Here is a 22,998-nt window from a genome sequence, read left to right as displayed (position 1 = left end):
ATGAAAGTCATCATCGTAGAAGATGAATTCCTGGCTCAACAGGAGCTCAGCTGGCTTATCAAAACCTACAGCCAGATGGAGATTGTGGGTACCTTTGATGATGGTCTGGATGTACTGAAGTTTTTGCAGCATAACCGGGTCGACGCGATTTTCCTGGATATCAATATTCCCTCCCTGGACGGCGTATTACTGGCGCAAAACATCAATCAGTTTGCCCATAAGCCGTTTATTGTGTTCGTTACCGCCTGGAAAGAGCACGCCGTTGAGGCCTTCGAGCTGGAGGCATTTGACTATATTCTGAAGCCTTACCAGGAGTCGCGAATTGTCAGCATGCTGCAAAAGCTGGAGGCCGCATGGCAGCAGCAGAGCGCTCCCGCTAGCGCCACTCCAACGGTACGCGAAAACGACACCATTAATCTCGTCAAAGACGAGCGCATCATCGTGACGCCGGTCAATGATATTTACTATGCCGAAGCCCATGAAAAGATGACGTTTGTCTATACGCGGCGGGAATCGTACGTGATGGCGATGAACATCACCGAGTTTTGCAGCAAGCTGCCGGCGGCACACTTTTTCCGCTGCCACCGTTCGTTTTGCGTCAATTTAAACAAGATCCGCGAGATCGAACCCTGGTTTAACAACACCTACATTTTGCGTCTGAAGGATCTGGATTTTCAGGTACCGGTAAGCCGCAGCAAGGTGAAAGAGTTCCGCCAGCTGATGCACCTGTAAAGAAAGCACCCTCTCCCGCGGGAGAGGGTTGTGATGCGTCAGAGGATTTGACCGAGAACCTGACGCAGATGGGCACCCGAACCCAGCAGGCCAGGGTTATCGTGCACGATGAGATAAACAGGAATATCCTGCACGTAGCTTCTGAAACGCCCTTTATCTTCAAACCCGCCGCGGAAGCCCGAGGCTTTAAAGAACTCGAGGAAGCGCGGTACGATCCCGCCCGCAATATAGACTCCACCAAAGGTGCCCAGCGTTAGCGCCAGGTTGCCGCCGAAACGCCCCATGATCACACAGAACAGCGACAAAGCACGACGGCAGTCGATGCAGCTGTCCGCCAGCGCGCGTTCAGTGACGTCTTTCGGCTGCAGGTTTTCCGGCAGACGACCGTCCGATTTCACAATCGCGCGGTACAGGTTCACAAGCCCCGGCCCTGACAGGACGCGCTCAGCGGAAACGTGGCCGATCTCCGCGCGTAACTCTTCGAGGATAATGCCCTCCTCTTCACTGTTTGGCGCAAAATCCACGTGGCCGCCTTCACCCGGCAGGCTCACCCAGCGCTGAGCAACATGCACCAGGTGCGAAACGCCCAGACCGGTACCGGCACCGTAGACCGCAATCGGCTTGCCTTCGACCGGCTCCGCGCCGCCAAACTGAATCAGGTGCTCCGGCTTGAGCATCGGGATCGCCATGGACACCGCGGTGAAGTCATTGATAATTTCCAGATGCGCGAACCCGAGGTTCTTTTTCATCTCTGCGATGGAGAATGCCCAGGTATGGTTGGTCATTGCTACCCAGTCGCCGGTGATCGGGCAGGCAATGGCGATGCAGCCGTCTTCGACGCTCACCTGATGCTCGTCCAGATAGACGCGGACAACGGCCTCGAGGCTAGGATAATCCAGCCCGGAGTAGGTTTTCGCCCGGGAAATTTCACCGCTACTTACATCGCATAATGCGAGGCGCGCGTTCGTGCCGCCCACATCGCCTACCAAAGCATACTTTGTCATTCTTCTACTGCTCCGCTAAAGTCAGAATAAATCTTTGGGACACTGTAAATTCAAGGCGTGATAACAACAACGACCGGAAGGTGAATGCCCGTGGATTATCGATCTTCGTCACAGAATAACTTTACCGTTTCAGCACCTTTTGCACTATTGCCATAAAGCTTAATGTGCAAAGTAACGTCATTGCGTTTTGTACAAGGAAATCATCATGCTCCACCCGCGAGCCAGAACCATGCTGTTGCTGGCAATTCCGGCGCTACTCATTGGCGTGGCCTCAAGCCTGGTCCTTATTATCGTGATGAAAGTCGCGTCGGTGCTGCAAAGTCTGTTATGGACGGCGCTACCGGCAAAACTGGGGGTAACCGCGGATTCGTCTGCGTGGATCATCCTGATGCTGACGTTAACCGGTATTGCGGTGGGCCTGGTGATCCGTTTCAGTCCCGGCCACGCCGGACCGGACCCGGCGCTGGAACCCCTGATTGGCGCCCCGGTTCCCCCCTCAGCGCTGCCGGGGCTGATCGTCGCGCTGATCGTGGGCCTGGCGGGTGGCGTCAGTCTGGGCCCCGAGCATCCAATTATGGCGGTGAATATTGGTCTGGCGGTTTACCTTGGCTCACGCATTCTGCCTCGCGTCGGCGCGCTGGACTGGACCATCCTCGCCTCCGCTGGCACCATCGGGGCGCTTTTCGGCACGCCCGTTGCTGCTGCCCTGATCTTTTCTCAGACGCTGACCAGTGATAACGACGTTCCGCTCTGGGATAAGCTGTTTGCTCCGCTGATGGCAGCGGCTGCCGGCGCGCTGACGACAAGCCTGTTTTTCCATCCCCATTTCTCCCTCTCCCTGCCGCACTACGGAGAGATGCAGATTGCAGATATATTCAGCGGCGCCATCGTCGTCGCGATCGCTATCGCGCTGGGAATGGTGGCGGTATGGTGTCTTCCGCGCCTGCACCGACTGGTGCATAAACTCAAACATCCGGTATTGATTCTGGGAACGGGGGGGTTAATCCTCGGTGTTTTAGGGACGATTGGCGGAACGGTGACCATGTTCAAAGGTCTGGACGAGATGCAGCAGCTGGCCTTCAGCCAGGTGTTTAGCGTCTCTGACTATCTGCTGTTTGCCGTCATCAAACTGGCGGCGCTGGTCGTCGCTGCCGCGTGCGGTTTCCGCGGCGGGCGCATCTTCCCGGCGGTGTTTGTCGGCGTGGCGCTGGGGCTGATGCTGCACGAGCACGTCGACGCGGTGCCGGCGGCGATTACCGTTTCCTGCTCAATTCTGGGGCTGGTACTGGTGGTGACGCGGGATGCATGGCTGAGCCTGTTTATGGCGGCGGTGGTAGTGCCGGATTCGACGCTGTTCCCGCTGCTCTGCATCGTGATGTTGCCCGCCTGGCTCCTGCTGGCGGGCAAACCGATGATGATGGCCTGGCGAAACGATAAGTAATCAGACGCTATTGCGCGCTTCCAGCGCTTTGGTAATGGCTCCCAGCAGCGGTGGGATATCGGCTTTTGGCAGCATCACCTCAATCAGCGAGAGCCGCTCGTGGTGCGCCACTTTTTCAAGCACATCCGCCAGCTGCTCCGCTTCACTGACCCGCCAGCACTGGGCCTGAGGATCAAGGCTCAGGGCCTGCGGGATTTGCGTCCAGTTCCATAGCGCAATGTCGTTGTAACGCTGTTCCGGCCCGTGGATCGCCCTTTCCACCGTGTACCCCTCGTTGTTGAGCACCAGAATGACGGGGTGCTGTTTATCACGCAGCATCGAGCCAAGCTCCTGAATGGTCAACTGCGCCGCGCCGTCCCCCGTCAGCACAATCACGCGCCGGTTCGGGCAAGCCGTTTGCGCACCGAACGCCGCGGCCAGGGTGTAGCCAATCGAGCCCCACAGCGGCTGGACGATAAAATTCACGTCGGCAGGCAAACGCAGGTCAATCGCGCCGAAAGCCGAGGTGCCCTGATCGGCCAGGATGATGTCTCCCGGGCGAATAAACGTTTGCAGCGTTTGCCAGAAATTCTCCTGGGTAAGCGAGCCGTCCGGCTGCGGGAAATTCATCGCGCTTTGCGATGCCGGAACAGGCTTATCATGCACATGCTGTTTACATAGCTCCAGCAGCGTTTCAATGGCCTGCACCATCGGGATGCCGGTAAACCAGATATCGCCGACGCGGGCGGCATGAGGCTGGACTTCTATCGTCTGCGCCAGCGTTAACTGATGGGTAAACCCAGCCGTCAGGGTATCGGTAAAACGGGTGCCGATACACAGCACCGTGTCCGCCCCCTCTATCGCCTCTTTTACCGGGCCGGCACTGGCCGAACCGCTGTAGGTACCGTAAAAACCGGCGTTACGTTCGTCGAATATGCCTTTGCCCATCAGCATGGTGGCATGCGCCATCGGCACGTCCTTCACCCACTTCTGCAGCGCGTGCTTCAGCCCGTGGCGCAGGACAAGGAAATCCGCTAACAGCGCGGTACGCTTACTGACTGCCAGCTGACGCTCCGCAGCGTCCCTGAACGCTTTCAGGCAGGCGCTGTCAGCATGCGCATGCCGAAGTGTGAGAGCGTTTACAGGCGGTGTGGCCGCTTTTTTTGCCACATCGGCAGGCAACATCAGGTAGCCAGGACGGCGCTCCCGGAGCATGGTGGTCAGTACCCTGTCGATTTCATAACAGGCGTTTTGTTCGGTCAGGATCGCCTGCGCGACGGTGATCGGCTCGCTCATATGGTAGAAATGACGGAACTCCCCATCGCCCAGCGTATGGTGCAGCAGTTCCCCTCTTTGCTGTGACGCCATCCCCGGCGCGCCAACAATATGCAGCACCGGAACGTGCTCAGCATAGCTGCCCGCAATGCCGTTCATGGCACTTAACTCTCCGACGCCGAATGTTGTCAGCAGCGCGGCGAAGCCCTTGCATCGGGCGTATCCGTCAGCGGCATAAGAGGCGTTTAACTCGTTGGCACAGCCCACCCAGCAGATATCCGGGCTGTCTATCACGTGGTCGAGAAACTGCAGGTTATAGTCGCCCGGCACGCCAAACAGATGATCGGCTCCACAATCTGTAAGACGGTCCAGCAGGTAATCGGCGACGCAGTATGGGGTACGCATAAACAGGTATCCTTCTAATGTTGACCTCACCTTGAGTATTAAATAAGCGTGATGACTGTCCAGAATTGGCGACAAGAAGAGTATGGAAAGAATGCTTTACAAAAAATGCTGGGCTATGCTGCTTTTTTTCACGTTAATGTAAACGCATACACTGTTTTTTATCTTCAGTACGAGAGGTCCTACGAATGGGTTATCAGCCGGACAAAAAGCGTTATCAGACAATGCAGTATCGCCGCTGCGGGCGAAGCGGACTCAGGTTGCCCGCGGTCTCGCTGGGGCTGTGGCATAATTTTGGTGACGCCACGCTTATCGAAAACAGCCGTCAACTTTTACAGCGCGCGTTCGATCTGGGTATTACACATTTCGACCTTGCCAATAACTATGGTCCCCCGCCGGGGTCGGCCGAACGTAATTTCGGCCGTATTTTGCAGGAGGATTTTCTGCCCTGGCGCGACGAGCTGATCGTCTCCACGAAGGCGGGATATACCATGTGGGATGGCCCTTACGGCGACTGGGGCTCACGTAAATACCTGCTGGCGAGCCTCGATCAAAGCCTGAAACGCACGGGTCTGGAGTATGTCGATATCTTCTATCACCACCGTCCTGACCCGGAGACGCCGCTGCAGGAAACCATGAAAGCGCTTGACCATCTGGTGCGTCAGGGAAAAGCCCTGTATGTCGGTTTATCCAACTATCCTGCCGAGCTGGCGCGAAAAGCGATTGATATCCTGAACGATCTGGGCACGCCCTGCCTGATCCACCAGCCGAAATACTCGATGTTCGAACGTGCGCCGGAAGAGGGTTTGCTGGATGTTCTGCAGGAAAAGGGGGTCGGCTGCATACCCTTCTCGCCGCTGGCAGGCGGGCAATTAACCAACCGCTATCTGAACGGTATTCCCGCAGACTCTCGCGCAGCAAGCGGCAGTCAGTTCCTTAACCCGGATCAGATCACCGAGGAGAAACTGGAGAAGGTACGTAAGCTAAACGCCCTGGCGGAAAGTCGTGGTCAGAAGCTGTCGCAGATGGCGCTCGCCTGGGTGTTACGCCATGAGGAAGTCACGTCGGTGCTGATCGGGGCCAGCAAAACGGCTCAGATTGATGATGCCGTGGGTATGCTGGAAAACCGCCAGTTTACCGCGGAAGAACTTTCTCTAATCGATCAGATCCTGAGCAGTTCAAAATAAATCCACTTTTAGCAAAAAGTGCTCTCATTCAGGAATTCGGAGTTGAGGCGATGAAACGAGCCTTTACCAACTCGTAATATTGCGTTAACAGGCCCCACAAAGGCCCCGATCGTGAAGGAGAAAGAGTATGTTCAGGTCACTGATTCTTGCAGCGGTATTACTGGCTTCGGCCCCGCTCGTCGCCACTGCGGGCGAAATCACCCTGTTGCCATCAGTAAAATTACAAATTGGCGATCGTGACGACTACGGCAGATACTGGGACGGTGGCTACTGGCGCGACCGTGACTACTGGAACCGTCATTATGAATGGCGTGGTGACCGCTGGCGCAGGCACGATAACGGCCTGCATCGTGGCTGGTATAAAAACAACGCCTATGAACGCGGCTATCGCGAAGGCTGGAACGATCGTGACGACCGCCGCGGCGGCTGGGGTCACGGCGGAAAAGGACGAGGTGGCCACGGTCACGGCCACGGTCATCATTAATGCAAAAAGGAGCCACCCGGCTCCTTTTTCTTTTATAACCCCAGCGCTGTGCCAATCAACAACCACAGGTTTAGCGCTACGACCACCACCACGATGGCCCACCCGGCCCGTTTTACCAGCGTCGTGTTAACCAGATCGCCCATCAGGTTTTTGTTGCTGGTAAAAATCAGCAGCGGTACCAGCGCCAGCGCGATGCCAAAGCTTAGCAGCACCTGGCTCATCACCAGAATTCGTGTTGGATCGAGCCCCATCAGAATCACGATAAACGACGGAAGCATGGTGACAGAACGACGCACCCACAATGGAATATGGAAGCGAACAAATCCCTGCATCACCACCTGCCCTGCCAGCGTCCCCACCACCGTGGAGGAGAGACCGGCGGCAACCAGGCTCAGACCAAATATCGTGGCGGCAGCATGGCTCAGTAACGGCTCCAGTGTGAGGTAAGCCTGGTCGAGATCGGCGACGCCAGTATGGCCGTTAAAGTGGAAAGCGGCAGCTGCGGTGGCCATCATCGCCAGATTCACGAAACCCGCAATGGTCATGGCGATAGCCACATCCCATTTGGTTGCCGAGTAGCGTTCTTTACGCGTACCGCCGTGAAGGTGCTGGGTCAGTGAAGAGTGGAGATAAATAACATGCGGCATGATGGTCGCCCCAAGCACCCCGGCTGCGAGGAATACCGCTTCCGACGTTGGCAGGCTGGGGATGACCATCCCTTTCCCAAGCTGCGCCAGGTTCGGCTGCGAGAAAACGAGCTCGACAATATAGGCCGCAGCAACAAACAGCAGCAGACCGCCAATAACCTTCTCCAGCGGTTTTTGCCCCCGACGCTGTAACATCAGGATCAGGAATGTGGCAATCCCGGTCAGCACCGCCCCCTGTAACAGCGACACGCCCAGAATCAGCTTAAAGCCGATCGCCGCCCCGATAAATTCAGCGAGATCGGTTGCCATGGCGATGATTTCCGCCTGAACCCAGTAGAGCCACACCGCCGGACGGGGATAATGGTCGCGAATTTGCTCCGCCAGGTTTTTACCCGTGGCAATTCCCAGTTTTGCAGAGAGCATCTGGATCAGCATCGCCATCAGGTTTGCCCAGACGACCACCCACAGCAGCTTATAGCCGAAGCTGGCCCCGGCCTGGATATTGGTCGCAAAATTACCCGGATCGATATAGCCGATGGCAGCAATGAACGCAGGTCCCATTAACGCGAACCGCAACTTGCGCGCTGCTCTGCCACTGCTACCCTCTACGCGACTGTTTGTCATCATCTGCCTCTGGAAATATAGCCTTTGCTATGTTTAATGCTATCAAAATGAGAATGATTATCAAGATCATTTAGAAAGTTTAAAATGATTTCTCTGATAGCTAAGAACAATAGATGGGCAGGTGGCGCGACATCACAGAATGTGAAAATGCGCGGTCATTTGTGAAGCGTAGCACACAAACTTAACTTTTCACTCATTTACCTAACATAACAAAAATGTATTGTGGATCACTAATTTTGAGACTCGTCACAGGATGTAACTATAGTGTGTCCTTGATCTCGTTTTCTTTTCGCTTGTTACATAGAATGTGCACGAAAATTAAACCTGCCTCATATTTGGAGCAAATATGGACCGCGTCCTTCATTTTGTCCTGGCACTTGTTGTCGTTACTGCACTTGCATTGCTGGTCAGCACAGACCGCAAAAAAATTCGTATTCGTTATGTTATCCAGCTGCTGGTCATTGAAGTTTTACTTGCGTGGTTCTTCCTGAACTCCAACGTAGGCCTCGGCTTCGTGAAAGGCTTCTCCGAAATGTTCGAAAAACTGCTCGGATTCGCCAACGAAGGGACCAACTTTGTCTTCGGTAAAATGAACGACGAAGGTCTGGCATTCTTCTTCCTGAAGGTGTTGTGCCCAATCGTCTTCATCTCCGCGCTGATCGGTATTCTGCAGCACATCCGCGTTCTGCCGTTCGTCATTCGTGGCATTGGTTTCCTGTTATCCAAAGTGAACGGCATGGGCAAGCTGGAATCTTTCAACGCCGTAAGCTCCCTGATCCTCGGTCAGTCTGAGAACTTCATCGCGTATAAAGATATTCTCGGCAAAATGTCCCGTAACCGCATGTACACCATGGCGGCAACCGCAATGTCTACCGTATCCATGTCTATCGTGGGCGCGTATATGACCATGCTGGAGCCAAAATATGTCGTTGCTGCGCTGGTTCTGAACATGTTCAGCACCTTTATCGTTCTGTCGCTGATCAACCCGTACCGCGTTGACGCCAGCGAAGAGAATATTCAGATGTCAAACCTGCATGAAGGCCAGAGCTTCTTCGAAATGCTGGGCGAGTACATTCTGGCAGGTTTCAAAGTGGCGATTATTGTTGCCGCGATGCTGATCGGCTTTATCGCCCTGATCTCCGCACTGAACGCCCTGTTCGCCGCTGTGCTGGGCATCTCCTTCCAGGGCATCCTGGGCTACATCTTCTACCCTGTCGCATGGGTGATGGGTGTTCCGGCTCATGAAGCACTGCAGGTAGGCAGTATCATGGCGACCAAACTGGTTTCTAACGAATTCGTTGCGATGATGGATCTGCAGAAAATCGCCAGCACGCTCTCTCCACGTGCGGAAGGCATTCTGTCCGTATTCCTGGTCTCCTTCGCGAACTTCTCGTCCATCGGTATTATCGCCGGTGCGATTAAAGGCCTGAACGAAGAACAGGGTAACGTGGTTTCTCGCTTTGGCCTGAAACTGGTTTACGGCTCCACCCTGGTGAGCGTCCTGTCTGCTTCTATCGCTGCGCTGGTTCTGTAACGTTTACCGTAAAAAAAAACCGGGAGTCTTACTCCCGGTTTTTTTATGCCCGTAATTCTTCCAGCGGTTTGGGTTTGCCTATCAGGTATCCCTGCAGGTAGTCCACGCCGAAGCGTAGCAGCATCTCCCGCTGCGCTGGCGTCTCAACATATTCTGCCACCACACACAGTGATTTCGTCTTCGCCAGATTACATATCGACTGGACGATCATTGCGTCCATATCATCAGTACAAATATCTTTCACGAAACAGCCGTCAATTTTAATGATGTCTGCCTGCAGGCGTCTCAGACGCTCATAGTTGGCGTAGCCGGTTCCAAAATCATCGATGGCAATACGGAAACCGTAATCCCGCAGTTGCTGAATATTGTGGATGCTGCAGCCGGAATTGGAAAAGGCCTGCTCTTCGGTGATCTCAATCACCACAGCCTGAGGCGCAACGCCGTACCGTTCAAAGAGAGAGCAAATCTCGGTCGCCACCTCTTTTTGCATCAGCGTAAGCGGCATCAGATTGACAGAGAAACGGGCGCCAGCCTGCGTCGCTGGGTGATCGCGCAGCCACAACAGCAATTTTTCCATGATGCACATATCAAACCGATGGCTGAGGTTGAACTGGGCAATCAGCGGAATAAAGCGGTCAGGGGTGATGATCTCGCCCTCGCTCTCCATACGCGCCAGAATTTCGTAGTACCCGCTACCGTCAGCTTTCTGGATCGGCTGCGTGTATAAATGGAACTGATCCGCCTCCAGGGCGTGCTTAATCCGCGCCAGCATCAGGACACGCTCCGTTGTTTGTCCTGATGCAGCTTCCAGGCTATTCGTCAGCGCAAGAACGTTGTGCGCTCCGCAGGATTGCTCGGCCAGCCAGCTCAGCTGCCCCAGCGTGTGGTGCAGTCTCTCACCGTTTTCGACCATTCCCCAGGACGCGCCAAATTCGATATCCAGCCCGGTATTGTTCCAGAAAATCTTACGGCTGTTCAGCCGATCAACCATATGCTGGAGGCGCTCAGCCGTTCCCTGCCCAAGTAATACCAGCACCAGCTCGCTTCCCGGCAGCTGGAAAAGCGTCTCATCTTTCTGCAACAGCGGCTGGAGGGAGGTCGTGACCATCCGTTTGCAGTGCACCCGCATGAGAATGCCGTAATGGCGGCTCAAAAACTCCAGATTATCCATGCGAAGGCAACACACTTTGGCATCCGGATGGTCGAGGAGAAAATCTTCCAGCGCACGAATGTTGGGTAATCCGGTCAAAGGATCGGTGAGCGCCCTGTCCTGCCAGCCCTGCTTCAACCATTCGCTACGCTGATAGATCCGCGACATATAAAGCAGGCAGATAGCAAAAGAGATCAGCACCGACAGGATAAAGGAGAGCGAATGGCCCGACTCCACACCGTTAAGAAAGTTGTAGTTGTAGGTCAACAGCAGAAGCGCGGAGGTGGCCCACAGCAGAGAGATAAGCGCGTAGCTCAGACGGCTAATCGCTAATGTAAAGAGAATGAAAATAACCGGCATCAAATAGCCTGCAATAACAGGCGACTCAAAAGGCGCACATAAAATTGCAATAATGGCGATTAACAGCATCAGCCAGACGAATATATATAATGATTTCTTGTGTAAAAACACGGGCTTCACACTTCGCCGCCAGAATTTGACGGCATAACGAGGATTAATAATCATTCTTAACGGATAATAGAACATCATGGTAAAAATCATCGCCGCGCATATCAGACTTTGAATATCAACGACATTATAAATTACCGTTCCTTCGCCAAAGAAAGTGGAGATTGTGACCGGGAAATCAAAGAAATAGCCAGCCAGATACATCGACATTTTAACGCCTATCGGCACCATAAAGCCGAGCCAAAATATGCGTAAACCGATGTATTTGTTGGGCATGCAGTAGCGCCAGCGTCGGCCCAGAAGGAGGCGAAGGACGCCGCAGGCAGCGAATACGGAGAACGTCTGACAGAACAGTAATACTGAATATTGTAGCGGTGCTAAATTAACGTTAAATATATTAGCAACCATAAAACTTATAAGAATAGGCAGAATACCGCGGCGCCCCAATAACAGCATAACCGCCAGCATAACGCTTAACGGGAGCCACGCTAAATAAACGTCATGTTCATTAACAATTGCACGAGGGGAGAGATAACGGGAAACGGGAACCGCAATCAGGCAGATCGCCAGAGCAATTATAAATATCTTTACATTATTATACGTTTTTCTATTCATTAAGCTGGAGAGATTATTATCCGTTCATATCATTGACCGCATGGATAATAGGTTTATTAATTACACGAATCAAGTTGAAGTCTATTTATAGACTGATTTATTGATTTCAGTTGAGGTGAGATATGGGAAAACACCATTTTGGCAACAAAATATGTTTAGGGGTGTTACAAACACATAAAAAAAACCCTCGTCTTTTGACGAGGGTTTAAAATTTTGGTGGAGCTAAGCGGGATCGAACCGCTGACCTCTTGCATGCCATGCAAGCGCTCTCCCAGCTGAGCTATAGCCCCACATTTGACTTTACTGACCGCACTCTGTTGGGTTCAGAGTTTGGTGGAGCTAAGCGGGATCGAACCGCTGACCTCCTGCATGCCATGCAGGCGCTCTCCCAGCTGAGCTATAGCCCCATCGTAAAGCTGTCACGTTGACGGGCGGCATAATATGAATTCCGCTGGGGAGTGTCAACGGCAAAATCAATGACTGCAGTTCAATCGCCGAAAAATCATGCAAATGAATCACTTTGCGAGCCTGCTCGCAGTCATGAGTTAAGCCTGTCACGTTTTCACGTAAAACGGTGCTATAAAATGAGCCGTTAATTACCCACACGAATATTCAGGAAATTGCATGATCAAGGAACGAATGACGCCAGAAGAGTTAGCCCTGCTCACTGGCTATAGCCGACAGACCATCAATAAATGGGTACGTAAAGAGGGTTGGATAACATCACCAAAACCAGGAGTCCAGGGCGGGAAAGCGCGCCTGGTGCATGTGAACGATAAGGTGCGTGAGTTTATCCGCAGCGCACGCCGGGCAACGGAAACATCCGCTATGCCTGACGGCATCAGCCATGATGGTTCGCTTCATACCCTACTCCTGACGCTGGCAAATGAAATGACGCCGGAAGAGCAGAAGCAGATGACATCGCTGTTAATGCGGGAAGGGATTACCGGTTTGCTGCAACGTTTAGGGATTCGCGACCAGAACTAATATGAAAAGATTACGTAGCAAAATGACCACGGAAGAGCTGGCGGAAAGTTTGGGCGTTGCCAGACAAACGGTGAATCGCTGGATACGCCAGCAGGGGTGGAAAACCGAAGGGCTCAACGGCGTGAAAGGTGGTCGGGCGCGGCTTATCCACGTTGATGCACGGGTGAAGGAACACATCATGAGTCTGCCCGCTATCCGTAACCGTCAGGCGGTTTATCATCTGGCTGAAGTGACCTCATCCTACAATGAACAGCCTTCACACCTGCGTCCGGGCATTATTGAAACGCTGGAGAGTATGACCGAGCTTGAACAGCAGCGCCTGGATACCTTACTAAAACGTGAAGGCATACGCGGTTTTCTTACTCGTCTGGATATTGCTGAATAAAAAAAACGGCAGGGTAACCTGCCGTTTTCTTGTATAAGGCGTTGTTACTGCTGATTTTCACGTTCAGCAATAAAGTCCAGCGCCTTGTTAATGCGCGCCACGCTGCGTGACTTACCGATGGCATGAACGGTGACATCCAGAGCCGGAGACTGACCCGCACCGGTCACCGCAACGCGCAGCGGCATGCCGACTTTACCCATACCCACTTCCAGCTCGTCTGCCGTCGCCTGAATGGCGTGATGCACATTCTCAGCGCTCCAGTCGGTGAGCGCAGCCAGCTTGTCGCGCACCACTTCCAGCGGCTGACGCGCAACCGGGCGGAGGTGCTTCTTCGCGGCGTCAGCGTCGAACTCATCAAACTCTTCATAGAAGTAGCGGCAGCTTTCGGCAATTTCTTTCAGCGTTTTGCAGCGCTCGCCGAGCAGTTTCACCAGGTCCGCCAGCTCAGGGCCAGTGCGGGTATCAATGTTTGCCTGCTCAATGTGCCACTGCAGGTAAGTCGCCACATATTCCGGCGGCATGGTATTGATGTAGTGATGGTTCAGCCACAGCAGCTTGTCGGTGTTAAATGCGCTGGCAGATTTGCTCACAGAGCTCAGAGAGAAGAGTTCGATCATCTCTTCGCGGCTGAAGATCTCCTGGTCGCCGTGAGCCCAGCCCAGACGCACAAGATAGTTCAGCAGCGCTTCCGGCAAATAGCCGTCGTCACGATACTGCATAACGCTGACCGCACCGTGACGTTTAGACAGCTTTTTACCGTCGTCGCCATTAATCATGGAGACGTGCGCATAGACCGGAACGGGCGCATTCAGCGCTTTCAGGATGTTGATCTGACGTGGCGTGTTATTGATATGGTCTTCACCACGAACAACGTGGGTAATTTCCATATCCCAGTCGTCAACCACAACGCAGAAGTTGTAAGTTGGGGAACCGTCGGTACGGCGAATGATCAGATCGTCCAGCTCCTGGTTGCTGAATTCAATTGGGCCACGGATCTGATCGTCAAAGATCACCGAACCATCCTGCGGGTTAGCAAAACGCACCACACACGGTTCATCAGCGGCATGCTCGCTGTGGTCGTGGCGGCAGCGGCCGTCATAGCGCGGTTTCTCACCGTTCGCCATCTGCTCTTCACGCAGCGCATCCAGACGCTCTTTGGAGCAGTAGCATTTATAGGCCGTGCCCGCCACCAGCATCTCATCGATGACGGCGTTATAGCGGTCAAAGCGTTTGGTCTGGAAGTAAGGGCCTTCATCCCACTCCAGGTTCAGCCAGTTCATACCATCCATGATGGCTTCAATTGCTTCCGGCGTGGAGCGCTCAAGATCGGTATCTTCTATACGCAGCACGAACTCACCTTTGTTGTGGCGTGCAAAAAGCCAGGAATAGAGAGCAGTACGAGCACCACCGACGTGCAGATAGCCTGTCGGGCTCGGCGCGAAGCGAGTTTTGATTTTCATGAAATGGCCTTACGTTATAAAGATGCCGGCAATCGGCAAATCCCGGGGAAAAAACAATGGGCAATATTCTATCACTGTGGGGGGATTCCTCAATGTCGATCCCTTTATCGGGGTGGAGTTTGCTGTTTTTGTTTAGAAATCATGCGCCACCGCCCGTTTTGCGATCGTTTTGTTTAATTTTACGACGAACGAATAAAAACTTTAGAAAATGCGTTGACTCATTTTCAACTCTCCCTATAATGCGACTCCACACAGCGGGGGTGATTAGCTCAGTTGGTAGAGCATCTCCTTTACACGGAGGGGGTCGGCGGTTCGAGCCCGTCATCACCCACCATCTACTTCGGTAGACTCGCAGTGTAGATAAGAATTGAGATTGGGCGATTAGCTCAGTTGGTAGAGCATCTCCTTTACACGGAGGGGGTCGGCGGTTCGAGCCCGTCATCGCCCACCATTCTCACCTTATCGCAGCAGTTCCGAAATGGGCGATTAGCTCAGTTGGTAGAGCATCTCCTTTACACGGAGGGGGTCGGCGGTTCGAGCCCGTCATCGCCCACCATTTCGGGTCGTTAGCTCAGTTGGTAGAGCAGTTGACTTTTAATCAATTGGTCGCAGGTTCGAATCCTGCACGACCCACCAATGTAAAAAAGCGCCCTAAAGGCGCTTTTTTGCTATCTGCGCTTTACATCTTCAACGTCGCAATCAACGTCTTTACTGCCGGCGTCGCCTGTTTCTCGTCATACACCACATACAAATCAGCCGGTATACGCTCCCGTAACGGACGAAACACCACGCCCGGCCACTGCATTTGCGCGTAGCTGTCGGCAGCAAGCGTAATCCCCATCCCCATGCTGATCATCGCCAGTACCGTTTGCGGTTCAACGGCTTCACGCACAATCATCGGCGAAAAACCGGCCTGCTGGCAGACGCGGTGCAGAAATGCCCAGTCAGAATGGGCTGAAGGCATCGTGACAAAATACTCATCCTGCAGTTCTGCAAGCGCGATGGTAGGCTCCCTGACCAGACGGTGATCTTCCGGCATCGCCACCAGAAAAGCCGCTTCACGCAACCGCAGGCTGGTAAACCCCGCGGCAGGTTCCGTTGCCATTCGCCAGATCCCGACATCCAGCTCCCGGCGCTCAAGCAGCGCCATCTGCATTACCGGCGATTTTTCGCGAAAAACAACATCAACATTCGGATGCTCTTTCAGGAAAGCACGCATCACCGTGCGCACCTCGCTCCACATGGCCGTGCCGACAATGCCCAGCTCAATGCGCCCTGCTTCCCCCCGGCCAATTTGCTCGACGCGAGCCAGCGCCTGGTTTGCACTGGCGAGCAAACGACGTGACTCTTCCATCAGCACTTTACCGGCGTGCGTCAGGGCGACACTCCGCGAGTGGCGAATAAAAAGTAAGGTGCCCAACTGGCTTTCCAGCTCTTTAATATGCAGGCTTAACGGTGGCTGAGACATATTGAGACGGGCCGAAGCCCGTCCAAAATGCAGTTCCTCAGCCACGGCCAGAAAATAGCGCAACAGCTTGAGATCGGTTCGGTAGACACGTTCCATCAAAACATATCCTGGCGATAACACTTATGCGCCTACCTTAAAGCCTTTCAGCGTTCGGAGGGGAAATTTAGTGCGCGACTGTGCGCATCTCGCTGTTTTTACTGGTGTGGCGGTAGTTAAAGCTGAAATAAAACACCACGGCAAGCGCCAGCGCATAGGCCGCAAACACCAGCCAGATCGTCTGCCAGTCTTTCACCCCGTCAACCGAGAAATAATCGACCGCCGCACCGCTCAACACCGATCCGAAATACGCCCCAATACCGTTAACGGTCGTCATAAACAACCCTTGCGCGCTGGCGCGGATATCGGCGCTGACCTCCTGTTCAACAAATACCGAGCCGGAAATGTTGAAGAAGTCGAACGCGCAGCCGTAAACAATCATTGAGAGCATGAGCAGCGCAAAGCCCGTCGCGGACGGGTCGCCAAAGGCAAACAGACCAAACCGCAGCATCCAGGCCACCATGCTCATCAGCATGACGGCTTTAATGCCAAAGCGCCCGAGAAAGTAAGGAATGGTCAGAATGAAGAACACCTCAGACATTTGCGAGACGGAGAGCAAAATGGATGGGTATTTGACGATAAAGCTGTCGGCATACGCCGGATTTCGCGCAAAATCATGCAGGAACGGACTACCGAAGGTATTGGTTATCTGCAGCACGGCGCCGAGCAGCATGGCGAATAAGAAGAACACCGCCATACGGGGCTGCTTAAACAGGATAAACGCATTGAGGCCCAGCTTGCTTGCCAGAGACGGAGACGTTTTCGACTTCATAACCGGAATGGCCGGCAGCGTCAGAGAGTAGAGCGCCAGCAGCAGAGACGCGCCAGCCGCAATGTAGAGCTGCACATTACTTAGCTCCGCTCCCATCAGGCTTATGGCCCACATTGCCGCAATAAAGCCCACGGTGCCGTACACCCGCACGCGCGGAAAATGGCTTACCGTATCAAGTCCAGCCCGTTCAAGACAGGAGTAGGAAATGGTGTTAGACAACGCAATCGTGGGCATAAAGGCCATTGCATTGACCAGCATGACCCAGAACATCAGCCCCGGCTCATTGACCTGTGCGGCATAGCAGAGCGCGACGGCGCAGACGAGGTGGCAAATAACGTAGGCGCGGTCGGCCCGCAGCCACTTGTCGGCAATAATCCCCACCAGCGAAGGCATAACGATCGCGGCAAGGCCTTTGGAGCTATAGACCATGCCCACGTCGGAGCCGGTAAAGTGTAGGGTGTTGATCATGTAAGCGCCGAGGGTAACCAGCCAGCTCCCCCAGATAAAATATTGCATAAAGGACATCAGCTTTAAGCGAGTCGTGATGTTCATAACCCATTCCTTATCGCAGTGTGGCCCTGGCGGGCCACTTTATTGTTTTACTCAGGCAATATGGCGAAGGAAACCACAGATAAGATTGATAAAGTTCTGGCGGGAAAGCTCGGCGGCGGCAAGGGTTTGTTCATGCGAGAGTTTGACCTCTCCCAGACCTTCAGCGAGATTGGTAATTGCTGAAACAGCCACGACCTTCAGGCCGCAGTGGCGCGCGGAAATCACTTCCGGCACCACGGACATGCCCACCACGTCGCCGCCGATAATTTGCATCATGCGGATCTCCGCCGCCGTCTCGAAGTTCGGACCGGGATAAGAGACAAACACCCCTTCATGCAGCGGGAAGCCTTCTTTCGTTGCCACGGTTTGCAGAACGGCGCGGTAATCCGCGTCGTAAGCATTGGCCAGTGAGAAGAAACGCTCGCCGAAGCGCTCATCGTTGAGCCCCACCATCGGCGTGCCCGGCATGGTGTTGATATGGTCGCTCAGGGCAACCAGGCTTCCAGGCTGAACCTCCGGGCGCAGTGAGCCCGCCGCGTTGGTGCTAAACAGCAGCTCGCATCCCAGCAGCGTAAAGGTGCGGATCGCGTCAGTCATGATGGTCATCCCGCGACCTTCATAGAAATGCCCCCGCCCCTTCATGCAGGCAACAGGCACGCCGGCCAGATGTCCCAGCACCAGCTCGCCAGCATGTCCATGCACGGTGCTCACCGGGAAGCCCGGCAGCTTTTCATAGCTCAGGGAAACGGCGTCCTCTATCTGGTCGGCAAGCGCGCCAAGGCCGGAGCCGAGAATAAACGCCACGCGAGGGGTGAAGTTTGGTTTAGCCGCACGGATGATATCGGCACAGTACCACGGGTTATTTGAGAGGGTCATAGAGGCTCCTTGAGAATGAAGGTTGCGATATCACGGATCGCATGACCTTAGTCTTATATCCAAAGCCTGTGCTCTACCTCCAATACACTTTCCTTGCACCACCGATACTGATTGTATATCAATGCAACTCCCTGCCAGATATGGCAGTTTTTCTCAAGCTAATCCCGTTGGTGCCGATACCTCTGTTTTATAGCGCGAGGAAAAAGTATGACGACCATTCAGGCTTCAACCCAACCCATTCAAACCAGCAGCGGCGGAAGCGGCGCTTCCGGCAGTAACGATATCGCTGCGCAAATCAGCCGCATTCTCGACAAGATCAAAAAGCTGACTCAGCAGTTAAAAGAGCTGGCGAACAGCCCCGGCAGTGCTGATGAGAAGAAAAAGCAGCAGGAACTGATTCAGACCCAGATCAAAGTGCTGCAGGCGCAGCTCGCCGCACTGCAGCGCCAGCAGGCGGAAGAGGCCCAGAAGAAGCAGGACCAAAAAATGGGCAACGTGGAGGGGGTAAACACCCCGTCAGAGAATCATCAGATTGATATCTACATTTAATCTTCTGATGCGTTAAACAGTGGGTCGCGTATGCGGGCCTCGGTTAATCGTTGCGCCTGAATACGCACCACTTCCCAGATGGCCTGTGCCGCCCCCGAGAGGGAGCGATTTTTTCGCCGCACCAGCATCAGCTTTCTTTCGACAACGGGCGTTAATCGCTTCACCGCCAGTCGACTCCCCTGCGGCAGGGGAAGCGCCAGGGCGGGCAACACGCTGATGCCAATTCCGGCTTCCACCATCGGAAACAGCGTGGCCGGATGACCAATTTCCTGCACGATCGTTGCCTTAACGCCCTGATTCACCAGCGCGGAATCAATCAGCGGGCGGCTACCTGAGGCATAATCCTGTAAAACCAGGTTAGCGCCCTGCAGAGACTGCCAGCAGACATCCGGCAACGCTGCCAACGGATCGTCATCCCGGCAGAGCAGTAAAAACGGCTCAGACAGGACGCTTTCACACTCCAGATCGCTCACCAGGCCGGGGTCGATCACAATACCAAAATCCACATCCCCCTGGCGGATACTTTCCAGCACCCACTGCTGCGGCCTGTCATGCAGGACAAAATCAATATCAGGGTAGCGTTGGTTTCCCTCGGCGATACACTGCGGGATAAGGTGGGCGGATATCGTCTGGCTGGCCGCAACCCGTACGGTTCCTGAAAGCTGTTGTCCCAGCCGCCCCACATCCCGGAGCGTGCTGTTAAGCTCATCCAGCAGGCGTTCGAGGCGCAGGGCCAGCTGCTGCCCCGCTTCGGTCAGGACCACTTCGCGCGTGGTGCGGTCAAGCAACCGGACGCCGGTCTGATTCTCCAGCTCTTTCACGCTGTGGCTGACCGCCGACTGGCTCAGGCCAATCATCTCCCCTGCCCGACTGAAGCTGCGGGCATGGGCGACGGTGACGAAAATGCGAAGCTGGCGTAGGGAGTAATTCATCTGTTTAATTCATAAATGGATGCAATAAATCAATTTTATTTCTCAAATGGAAAAAAGCACAATAGCGACATCTGTTTTCAGGAGTCATTATGAAACTATTTCGTATTCTTGATCCGTTTACACTCACCCTGGTAGCTACCGTTTTACTGGCCTCGTTCTTCCCCGCCCGCGGCGGTTTCGTCCCGTTTTTTGAGGGTCTGACGACGGCCGCCATCGCGCTGCTGTTCTTTATGCACGGTGCAAAACTCTCCCGTGAAGCGATTATTGCTGGCGGTAGCCACTGGCGACTGCATCTTTGGGTGATGTGCAGTACCTTCATCCTGTTCCCGATCCTCGGGGTGCTGTTTGCCTGGTGGGCGCCGGTTAACGTCGATCCTGCGCTCTACACTGGTTTCCTGTACCTCTGCATTCTGCCAGCCACCGTGCAGTCCGCCATTGCCTTTACCTCTCTGGCGGGCGGGAACGTTGCGGCCGCGGTCTGTTCGGCGTCGGCATCCAGCCTGTTAGGGATTTTCGTCTCCCCGCTGCTGGTGGGCCTGCTGATGAACATGCACGGCGCGGAAGGTAACCTTGAGCAGGTTGGCAAAATCTGCCTGCAGCTGCTACTGCCGTTTGTCCTGGGCCATCTCTCGCGCCCGTGGACCGGGGCGTTCGTGGCGAAGCACAAGAAATGGATCTCCAAAACCGACCAGTCGTCGATTCTGCTGGTGGTCTATTCCGCCTTCAGCGAAGCGGTTGTGAATGGGCTCTGGCACAAGGTGGGGGCAGGATCGCTGCTGTTTATCGTGGTGGTCAGCATCGTCCTGCTGGCGATTGTCATTGCGGTAAACGTCTTCGTGGCGCGCAAGTGCGGCTTCAGCAAAGCCGATGAAATCACCATTGTCTTCTGCGGCTCCAAAAAGAGCCTGGCGAACGGTATCCCAATGGCGAACATTTTGTTCCCCACCTCGGTGATTGGGATGATGGTGCTGCCGCTGATGATTTTCCATCAGATCCAGCTGATGGTCTGCGCGGTGCTGGCGCGTCGCTACAAGCGCCAGACGGAAAAGCTGGCGCAGGAAGAGACCCGCGCCGCGAAGGCTTAAGGACGTTTCAGGGGCTGCACCAGTTGGGTCAGCCCCTCGGTTTTAATCAGTAACGTGATAGCCATCAGCTCGCCCAGTCGCCCGGCAGGAAATTCGTCCTTGCGCGCGAACCACAGCAGGTACTCCTCCGGCAAATCGATCAGCCTGCGGCCCTTATATTTACCGAACGGCATCTCCGTATTAGCGATCTCAACGAGCTGCTCTTTCTCCACGTTACTCTCCTAACAGACGCATCATTTCCGCTTCGTCGATAACCTCAATGCCGAGTTCCTGAGCTTTCGCCAGCTTAGAACCCGCCGCTTCCCCGGCAATCACCAGGTCGGTTTTCTTCGACACGCTGCCCGCCACTTTGGCCCCCAGCGCCACCAGGCGCGCTTTTGCATCATCGCGTGAAAGCTGACTGAGGCTACCAGTTAGCACCACGGTTTTACCGGCAAATGGACTGTCGATCTCTTCGGCGTTGACCACCACCGGCGCGGGCCATTTAATGCCCTCTTCCAGCAGCTTGCCGATGACCTCGCGGTTGCTCTCTTCGGCAAAGAAGTTAAAGACGTGCGTGGCGACGACGATGCCGACGTCCGGCACTTTCTGCAGCTCGTCGATGCTTGCCTCTTCCAGCGCCTCCAGCGTGCCAAAGTACGCGGCTAAACCTGCCGCCGTCGCTTCGCCCACTTCACGAATGCCCAGCGCGTACAGGAAGCGGGCGAAGGTCGTCTCTTTCGCCGCCTCCAGCGCATTAACCACGTTCTGGGCTGACTTCGGACCCATGCGATCCAGGCCGGTCAGTTTACCTGCCGTCAGCCTGAAGAGATCTGCTGGCGTATGGACATACTCTTTCTCAACCAGCTGATCGATAATCTTGTCGCCCATGCCATCGACGTCCATCGCCCGACGGGAGACAAAGTGCTTCAGGGACTCTTTACGCTGCGCGCCGCAGATCAGGCCGCCCGTACAGCGGGCCACCGCTTCGCCTTCCACACGCTCAACGTCAGAGCCGCACACCGGGCAGTGGGTCGGGAAAACAACCTCGCGCGTATCATCAGGACGTTCTGACTCTACGACGTTGACCACCTGCGGGATAACATCGCCCGCGCGGCGAATCACCACTTTGTCGCCAATGCGCAGGCCAAGACGTTCGATTTCATCGGCGTTATGCAGCGTAGCGTTGCTCACCAGCACGCCCGCGACCTGCACCGGCTCCAGACGTGCGACCGGCGTAATGGCCCCCGTACGTCCTACCTGGAACTCCACGTCGCGAACAAAAGTCATCTGCTCCTGAGCAGGGAACTTAAACGCCACCGCCCAGCGCGGCGCGCGCGCCACAAAGCCAAGCTGCTCCTGCAGCGCCAGCGAATTGACCTTGATGACAACGCCATCAATATCAAAGCCGAGCGTCGGGCGGTCCTCTTCCACTTTGTGGTAGAACGCCAGCACCGCTTCCGGCGAGTCGCAGAGCTGAACGCGGTTGCTCACCGGCAGGCCCCAGGCTTTAAACTGCAGCAGACGCCCGAGGTGCGTATCCGGCAGATCGCCACCCTCCAGAATACCGACACCGTAGCAGAAGAAAGTAAGCGGTCGCTTCGCGGTGATACGCGGGTCAAGCTGGCGCAGAGAGCCTGCCGCCGCGTTACGCGGGTTAGCAAACACTTTCCCACCGGTGCGACGCGCTTCTTCATTGATTTTTTCGAAGCCCGCCTGCGGGAGAAACACCTCGCCGCGCACTTCCAGACGCGCAGGAATGTTGTCACCCTGCAGCTTCAGCGGGATAGCACGGATGGTTCGCACGTTGGTGGTGATATCTTCCCCCGTCGTACCGTCGCCACGCGTGGCGGCCCGTACCAGCACGCCGTTTTCGTAAAGAAGGCTGACCGCCAGGCCGTCGAGCTTCAGCTCGCAGCACCAGGTGAGGGAGTCGCTGCTCTTCAGACGGTCCTGCACGCGCTTGTTAAACGCGAGGAAGCTCTCTTCATCAAAGACGTTGTCCAGCGACAGCATTGGCACTTCGTGGCGCACCTGGCTGAATGCCCCCAGCGGCTCAGCACCGACGCGCTGGGTGGGAGAATCAGGTGTGATAAGCTCCGGGTGCTGCGCTTCTAATTCGCGCAGCTCACGCATCAGGCGGTCATACTCCGCATCCGGCACTTCCGGCGCGTCCATAACATGATAGAGATATTCATGATGGCGAAGCGTGGTTCGCAGTTCAGTGAGTTGTTGTTCGATTGAGTCCATATCGCACCATCAATGAGAAAAAACCCCCGACAGGCGGGGGTTGAGGAGGAGTTGAAGTAAACGCG

The 22,998-nt window shown here is 54.8% G+C and carries 20 protein-coding genes and 6 tRNA genes; 13 read left to right on the top strand and 13 right to left on the bottom strand.

Annotation, left to right across the window (positions count from 1 at the left end; genetic code table 11):
• Positions 1–732, top strand: coding sequence for a LytR/AlgR family response regulator transcription factor (locus D5066_RS06520; RefSeq protein ID WP_119915409.1), 732 nt, complete (start codon positions 1–3; stop codon positions 730–732).
• 38 nt (positions 733–770) lie between these two features.
• On the opposite strand, the gene glk is transcribed toward D5066_RS06520, so the two are convergent.
• A complete protein-coding gene (gene glk, locus D5066_RS06515) occupies positions 771–1,736 on the bottom strand; it encodes a glucokinase (protein ID WP_119915408.1) in 966 nt (321 codons plus the stop codon).
• A gap of 205 nt (positions 1,737–1,941) precedes the next feature.
• On the opposite strand from glk, the gene D5066_RS06510 reads away from it, so the two are divergent.
• Complete coding sequence (locus D5066_RS06510; protein WP_119915407.1) at positions 1,942–3,177, top strand: ion channel protein; 1,236 nt, start codon at positions 1,942–1,944, stop codon at positions 3,175–3,177.
• On the opposite strand, the gene ipdC is transcribed toward D5066_RS06510, so the two are convergent.
• Positions 3,178–4,836 carry an indolepyruvate decarboxylase gene (gene ipdC, locus D5066_RS06505; protein ID WP_119915406.1) on the bottom strand — a complete coding sequence of 553 codons (1,659 nt, stop codon included), beginning with the start codon at positions 4,834–4,836 and terminating at the stop codon, positions 3,178–3,180.
• 185 nt (positions 4,837–5,021) lie between these two features.
• Between ipdC and mgrA the strand changes: the two genes are divergently transcribed.
• Positions 5,022–6,020 carry an L-glyceraldehyde 3-phosphate reductase gene (gene mgrA / locus D5066_RS06500; RefSeq protein ID WP_119915405.1) on the top strand — a complete coding sequence of 333 codons (999 nt, stop codon included), beginning with the start codon at positions 5,022–5,024 and terminating at the stop codon, positions 6,018–6,020.
• A 127-nt stretch (positions 6,021–6,147) separates the two neighbouring features.
• Complete coding sequence (locus tag D5066_RS06495) at positions 6,148–6,504, top strand: DUF2502 domain-containing protein (RefSeq protein ID WP_059354071.1); 357 nt, start codon at positions 6,148–6,150, stop codon at positions 6,502–6,504.
• A gap of 32 nt (positions 6,505–6,536) precedes the next feature.
• Here the strand turns inward: D5066_RS06495 and D5066_RS06490 are convergent, their stop codons facing one another.
• Entirely contained in the window at positions 6,537–7,775 is a 1,239-nt protein-coding gene (locus D5066_RS06490; RefSeq protein WP_080328495.1) for an Nramp family divalent metal transporter, read from the bottom strand.
• Between the two features lie 346 nt (positions 7,776–8,121).
• Between D5066_RS06490 and nupC the strand changes: the two genes are divergently transcribed.
• Positions 8,122–9,309: a nucleoside permease NupC gene (gene nupC, locus D5066_RS06485; protein ID WP_119915404.1), complete on the top strand. Its 1,188-nt coding sequence runs from the start codon at positions 8,122–8,124 to the stop codon at positions 9,307–9,309.
• A 43-nt stretch (positions 9,310–9,352) separates the two neighbouring features.
• Here nupC and D5066_RS06480 read toward each other — a convergent pair whose 3' ends face one another.
• From D5066_RS06480 to D5066_RS06470, 3 genes are all read right to left on the bottom strand, one after another.
• Positions 9,353–11,542: a sensor domain-containing phosphodiesterase gene (locus D5066_RS06480; RefSeq protein WP_119915403.1), complete on the bottom strand. Its 2,190-nt coding sequence runs from the start codon at positions 11,540–11,542 to the stop codon at positions 9,353–9,355.
• A gap of 214 nt (positions 11,543–11,756) precedes the next feature.
• Positions 11,757–11,832, bottom strand: a tRNA-Ala gene (locus tag D5066_RS06475).
• Between the two features lie 41 nt (positions 11,833–11,873).
• Positions 11,874–11,949: transfer RNA gene (locus D5066_RS06470), tRNA-Ala, on the bottom strand.
• Between the two features lie 217 nt (positions 11,950–12,166).
• Here D5066_RS06470 and D5066_RS06465 point away from each other — a divergent pair.
• Together D5066_RS06465 and D5066_RS06460 are read left to right on the top strand one after the other, a co-directional pair.
• Complete coding sequence (locus D5066_RS06465) at positions 12,167–12,529, top strand: YfeC-like transcriptional regulator (protein WP_080328493.1); 363 nt, start codon at positions 12,167–12,169, stop codon at positions 12,527–12,529.
• A gap of 1 nt (position 12,530) precedes the next feature.
• Entirely contained in the window at positions 12,531–12,914 is a 384-nt protein-coding gene (locus D5066_RS06460; RefSeq protein ID WP_119915402.1) for a YfeC-like transcriptional regulator, read from the top strand.
• Between the two features lie 44 nt (positions 12,915–12,958).
• On the opposite strand, the gene gltX is transcribed toward D5066_RS06460, so the two are convergent.
• The gene (gltX, locus tag D5066_RS06455; RefSeq protein WP_119915401.1) at positions 12,959–14,374 is read right to left on the bottom strand and encodes a glutamate--tRNA ligase; all 1,416 of its coding nucleotides are present in this window, start codon (positions 14,372–14,374) and stop codon (positions 12,959–12,961) included.
• 258 nt (positions 14,375–14,632) lie between these two features.
• Between gltX and D5066_RS06450 the strand changes: the two genes are divergently transcribed.
• From D5066_RS06450 to D5066_RS06435, 4 genes are all read left to right on the top strand, one after another.
• Positions 14,633–14,708 (top strand) — tRNA-Val (locus D5066_RS06450).
• Positions 14,709–14,749: 41 nt separating this feature from the next.
• A tRNA-Val gene (locus D5066_RS06445) sits at positions 14,750–14,825 on the top strand.
• 29 nt (positions 14,826–14,854) lie between these two features.
• A tRNA-Val gene (locus tag D5066_RS06440) sits at positions 14,855–14,930 on the top strand.
• Positions 14,931–14,934: 4 nt separating this feature from the next.
• Positions 14,935–15,010: transfer RNA gene (locus tag D5066_RS06435), tRNA-Lys, on the top strand.
• A gap of 43 nt (positions 15,011–15,053) precedes the next feature.
• Here D5066_RS06435 and D5066_RS06430 read toward each other — a convergent pair.
• The 3 genes from D5066_RS06430 to xapA form a co-directional block, all read right to left on the bottom strand.
• Positions 15,054–15,938, bottom strand: a complete 885-nt coding sequence (locus tag D5066_RS06430; protein WP_119915400.1) for a LysR family transcriptional regulator — start codon at positions 15,936–15,938, stop codon at positions 15,054–15,056.
• A 67-nt stretch (positions 15,939–16,005) separates the two neighbouring features.
• Entirely contained in the window at positions 16,006–17,262 is a 1,257-nt protein-coding gene (locus D5066_RS06425) for a nucleoside permease (RefSeq protein ID WP_119915399.1), read from the bottom strand.
• Between the two features lie 51 nt (positions 17,263–17,313).
• Positions 17,314–18,138: a xanthosine phosphorylase gene (xapA, locus tag D5066_RS06420; protein ID WP_080328488.1), complete on the bottom strand. Its 825-nt coding sequence runs from the start codon at positions 18,136–18,138 to the stop codon at positions 17,314–17,316.
• Between the two features lie 207 nt (positions 18,139–18,345).
• Between xapA and D5066_RS06415 the strand changes: the two genes are divergently transcribed.
• The gene (locus D5066_RS06415; RefSeq protein ID WP_080328487.1) at positions 18,346–18,687 is read left to right on the top strand and encodes a FlxA-like family protein; all 342 of its coding nucleotides are present in this window, start codon (positions 18,346–18,348) and stop codon (positions 18,685–18,687) included.
• Here D5066_RS06415 and D5066_RS06410 read toward each other — a convergent pair.
• Positions 18,684–19,619 carry a LysR family transcriptional regulator gene (locus D5066_RS06410; protein ID WP_080328486.1) on the bottom strand — a complete coding sequence of 312 codons (936 nt, stop codon included), beginning with the start codon at positions 19,617–19,619 and terminating at the stop codon, positions 18,684–18,686. The two genes, D5066_RS06415 and D5066_RS06410, sit on opposite strands and share 4 nt — an antisense overlap.
• Positions 19,620–19,708: 89 nt before the next feature.
• Here D5066_RS06410 and D5066_RS06405 point away from each other — a divergent pair, with 89 nt between their 5' ends.
• Positions 19,709–20,704: a bile acid:sodium symporter family protein gene (locus D5066_RS06405; protein WP_119915398.1), complete on the top strand. Its 996-nt coding sequence runs from the start codon at positions 19,709–19,711 to the stop codon at positions 20,702–20,704.
• Here D5066_RS06405 and D5066_RS06400 read toward each other — a convergent pair.
• Both D5066_RS06400 and ligA read right to left on the bottom strand, forming a co-directional pair.
• Positions 20,701–20,916, bottom strand: coding sequence for a DUF3820 family protein (locus D5066_RS06400; RefSeq protein ID WP_003861328.1), 216 nt, complete (start codon positions 20,914–20,916; stop codon positions 20,701–20,703). The genes D5066_RS06405 and D5066_RS06400 overlap by 4 nt on opposite strands.
• Before the next feature lies 1 nt (position 20,917).
• On the bottom strand, positions 20,918–22,933 hold the full coding sequence (gene ligA / locus D5066_RS06395) for an NAD-dependent DNA ligase LigA (RefSeq protein WP_119915397.1): 2,016 nt from the start codon (positions 22,931–22,933) through the stop codon (positions 20,918–20,920).
• Positions 22,934–22,998 lie beyond the last annotated feature (65 nt).

Origin of the sequence: Enterobacter chuandaensis, assembly GCF_003594915.1 — a bacterium.
Lineage (GTDB): Bacteria > Pseudomonadota > Gammaproteobacteria > Enterobacterales > Enterobacteriaceae > Enterobacter > Enterobacter chuandaensis.
Note: the sequence above shows the minus strand (reverse complement) of the source record. Positions and strands in the feature narration are given on the sequence as shown.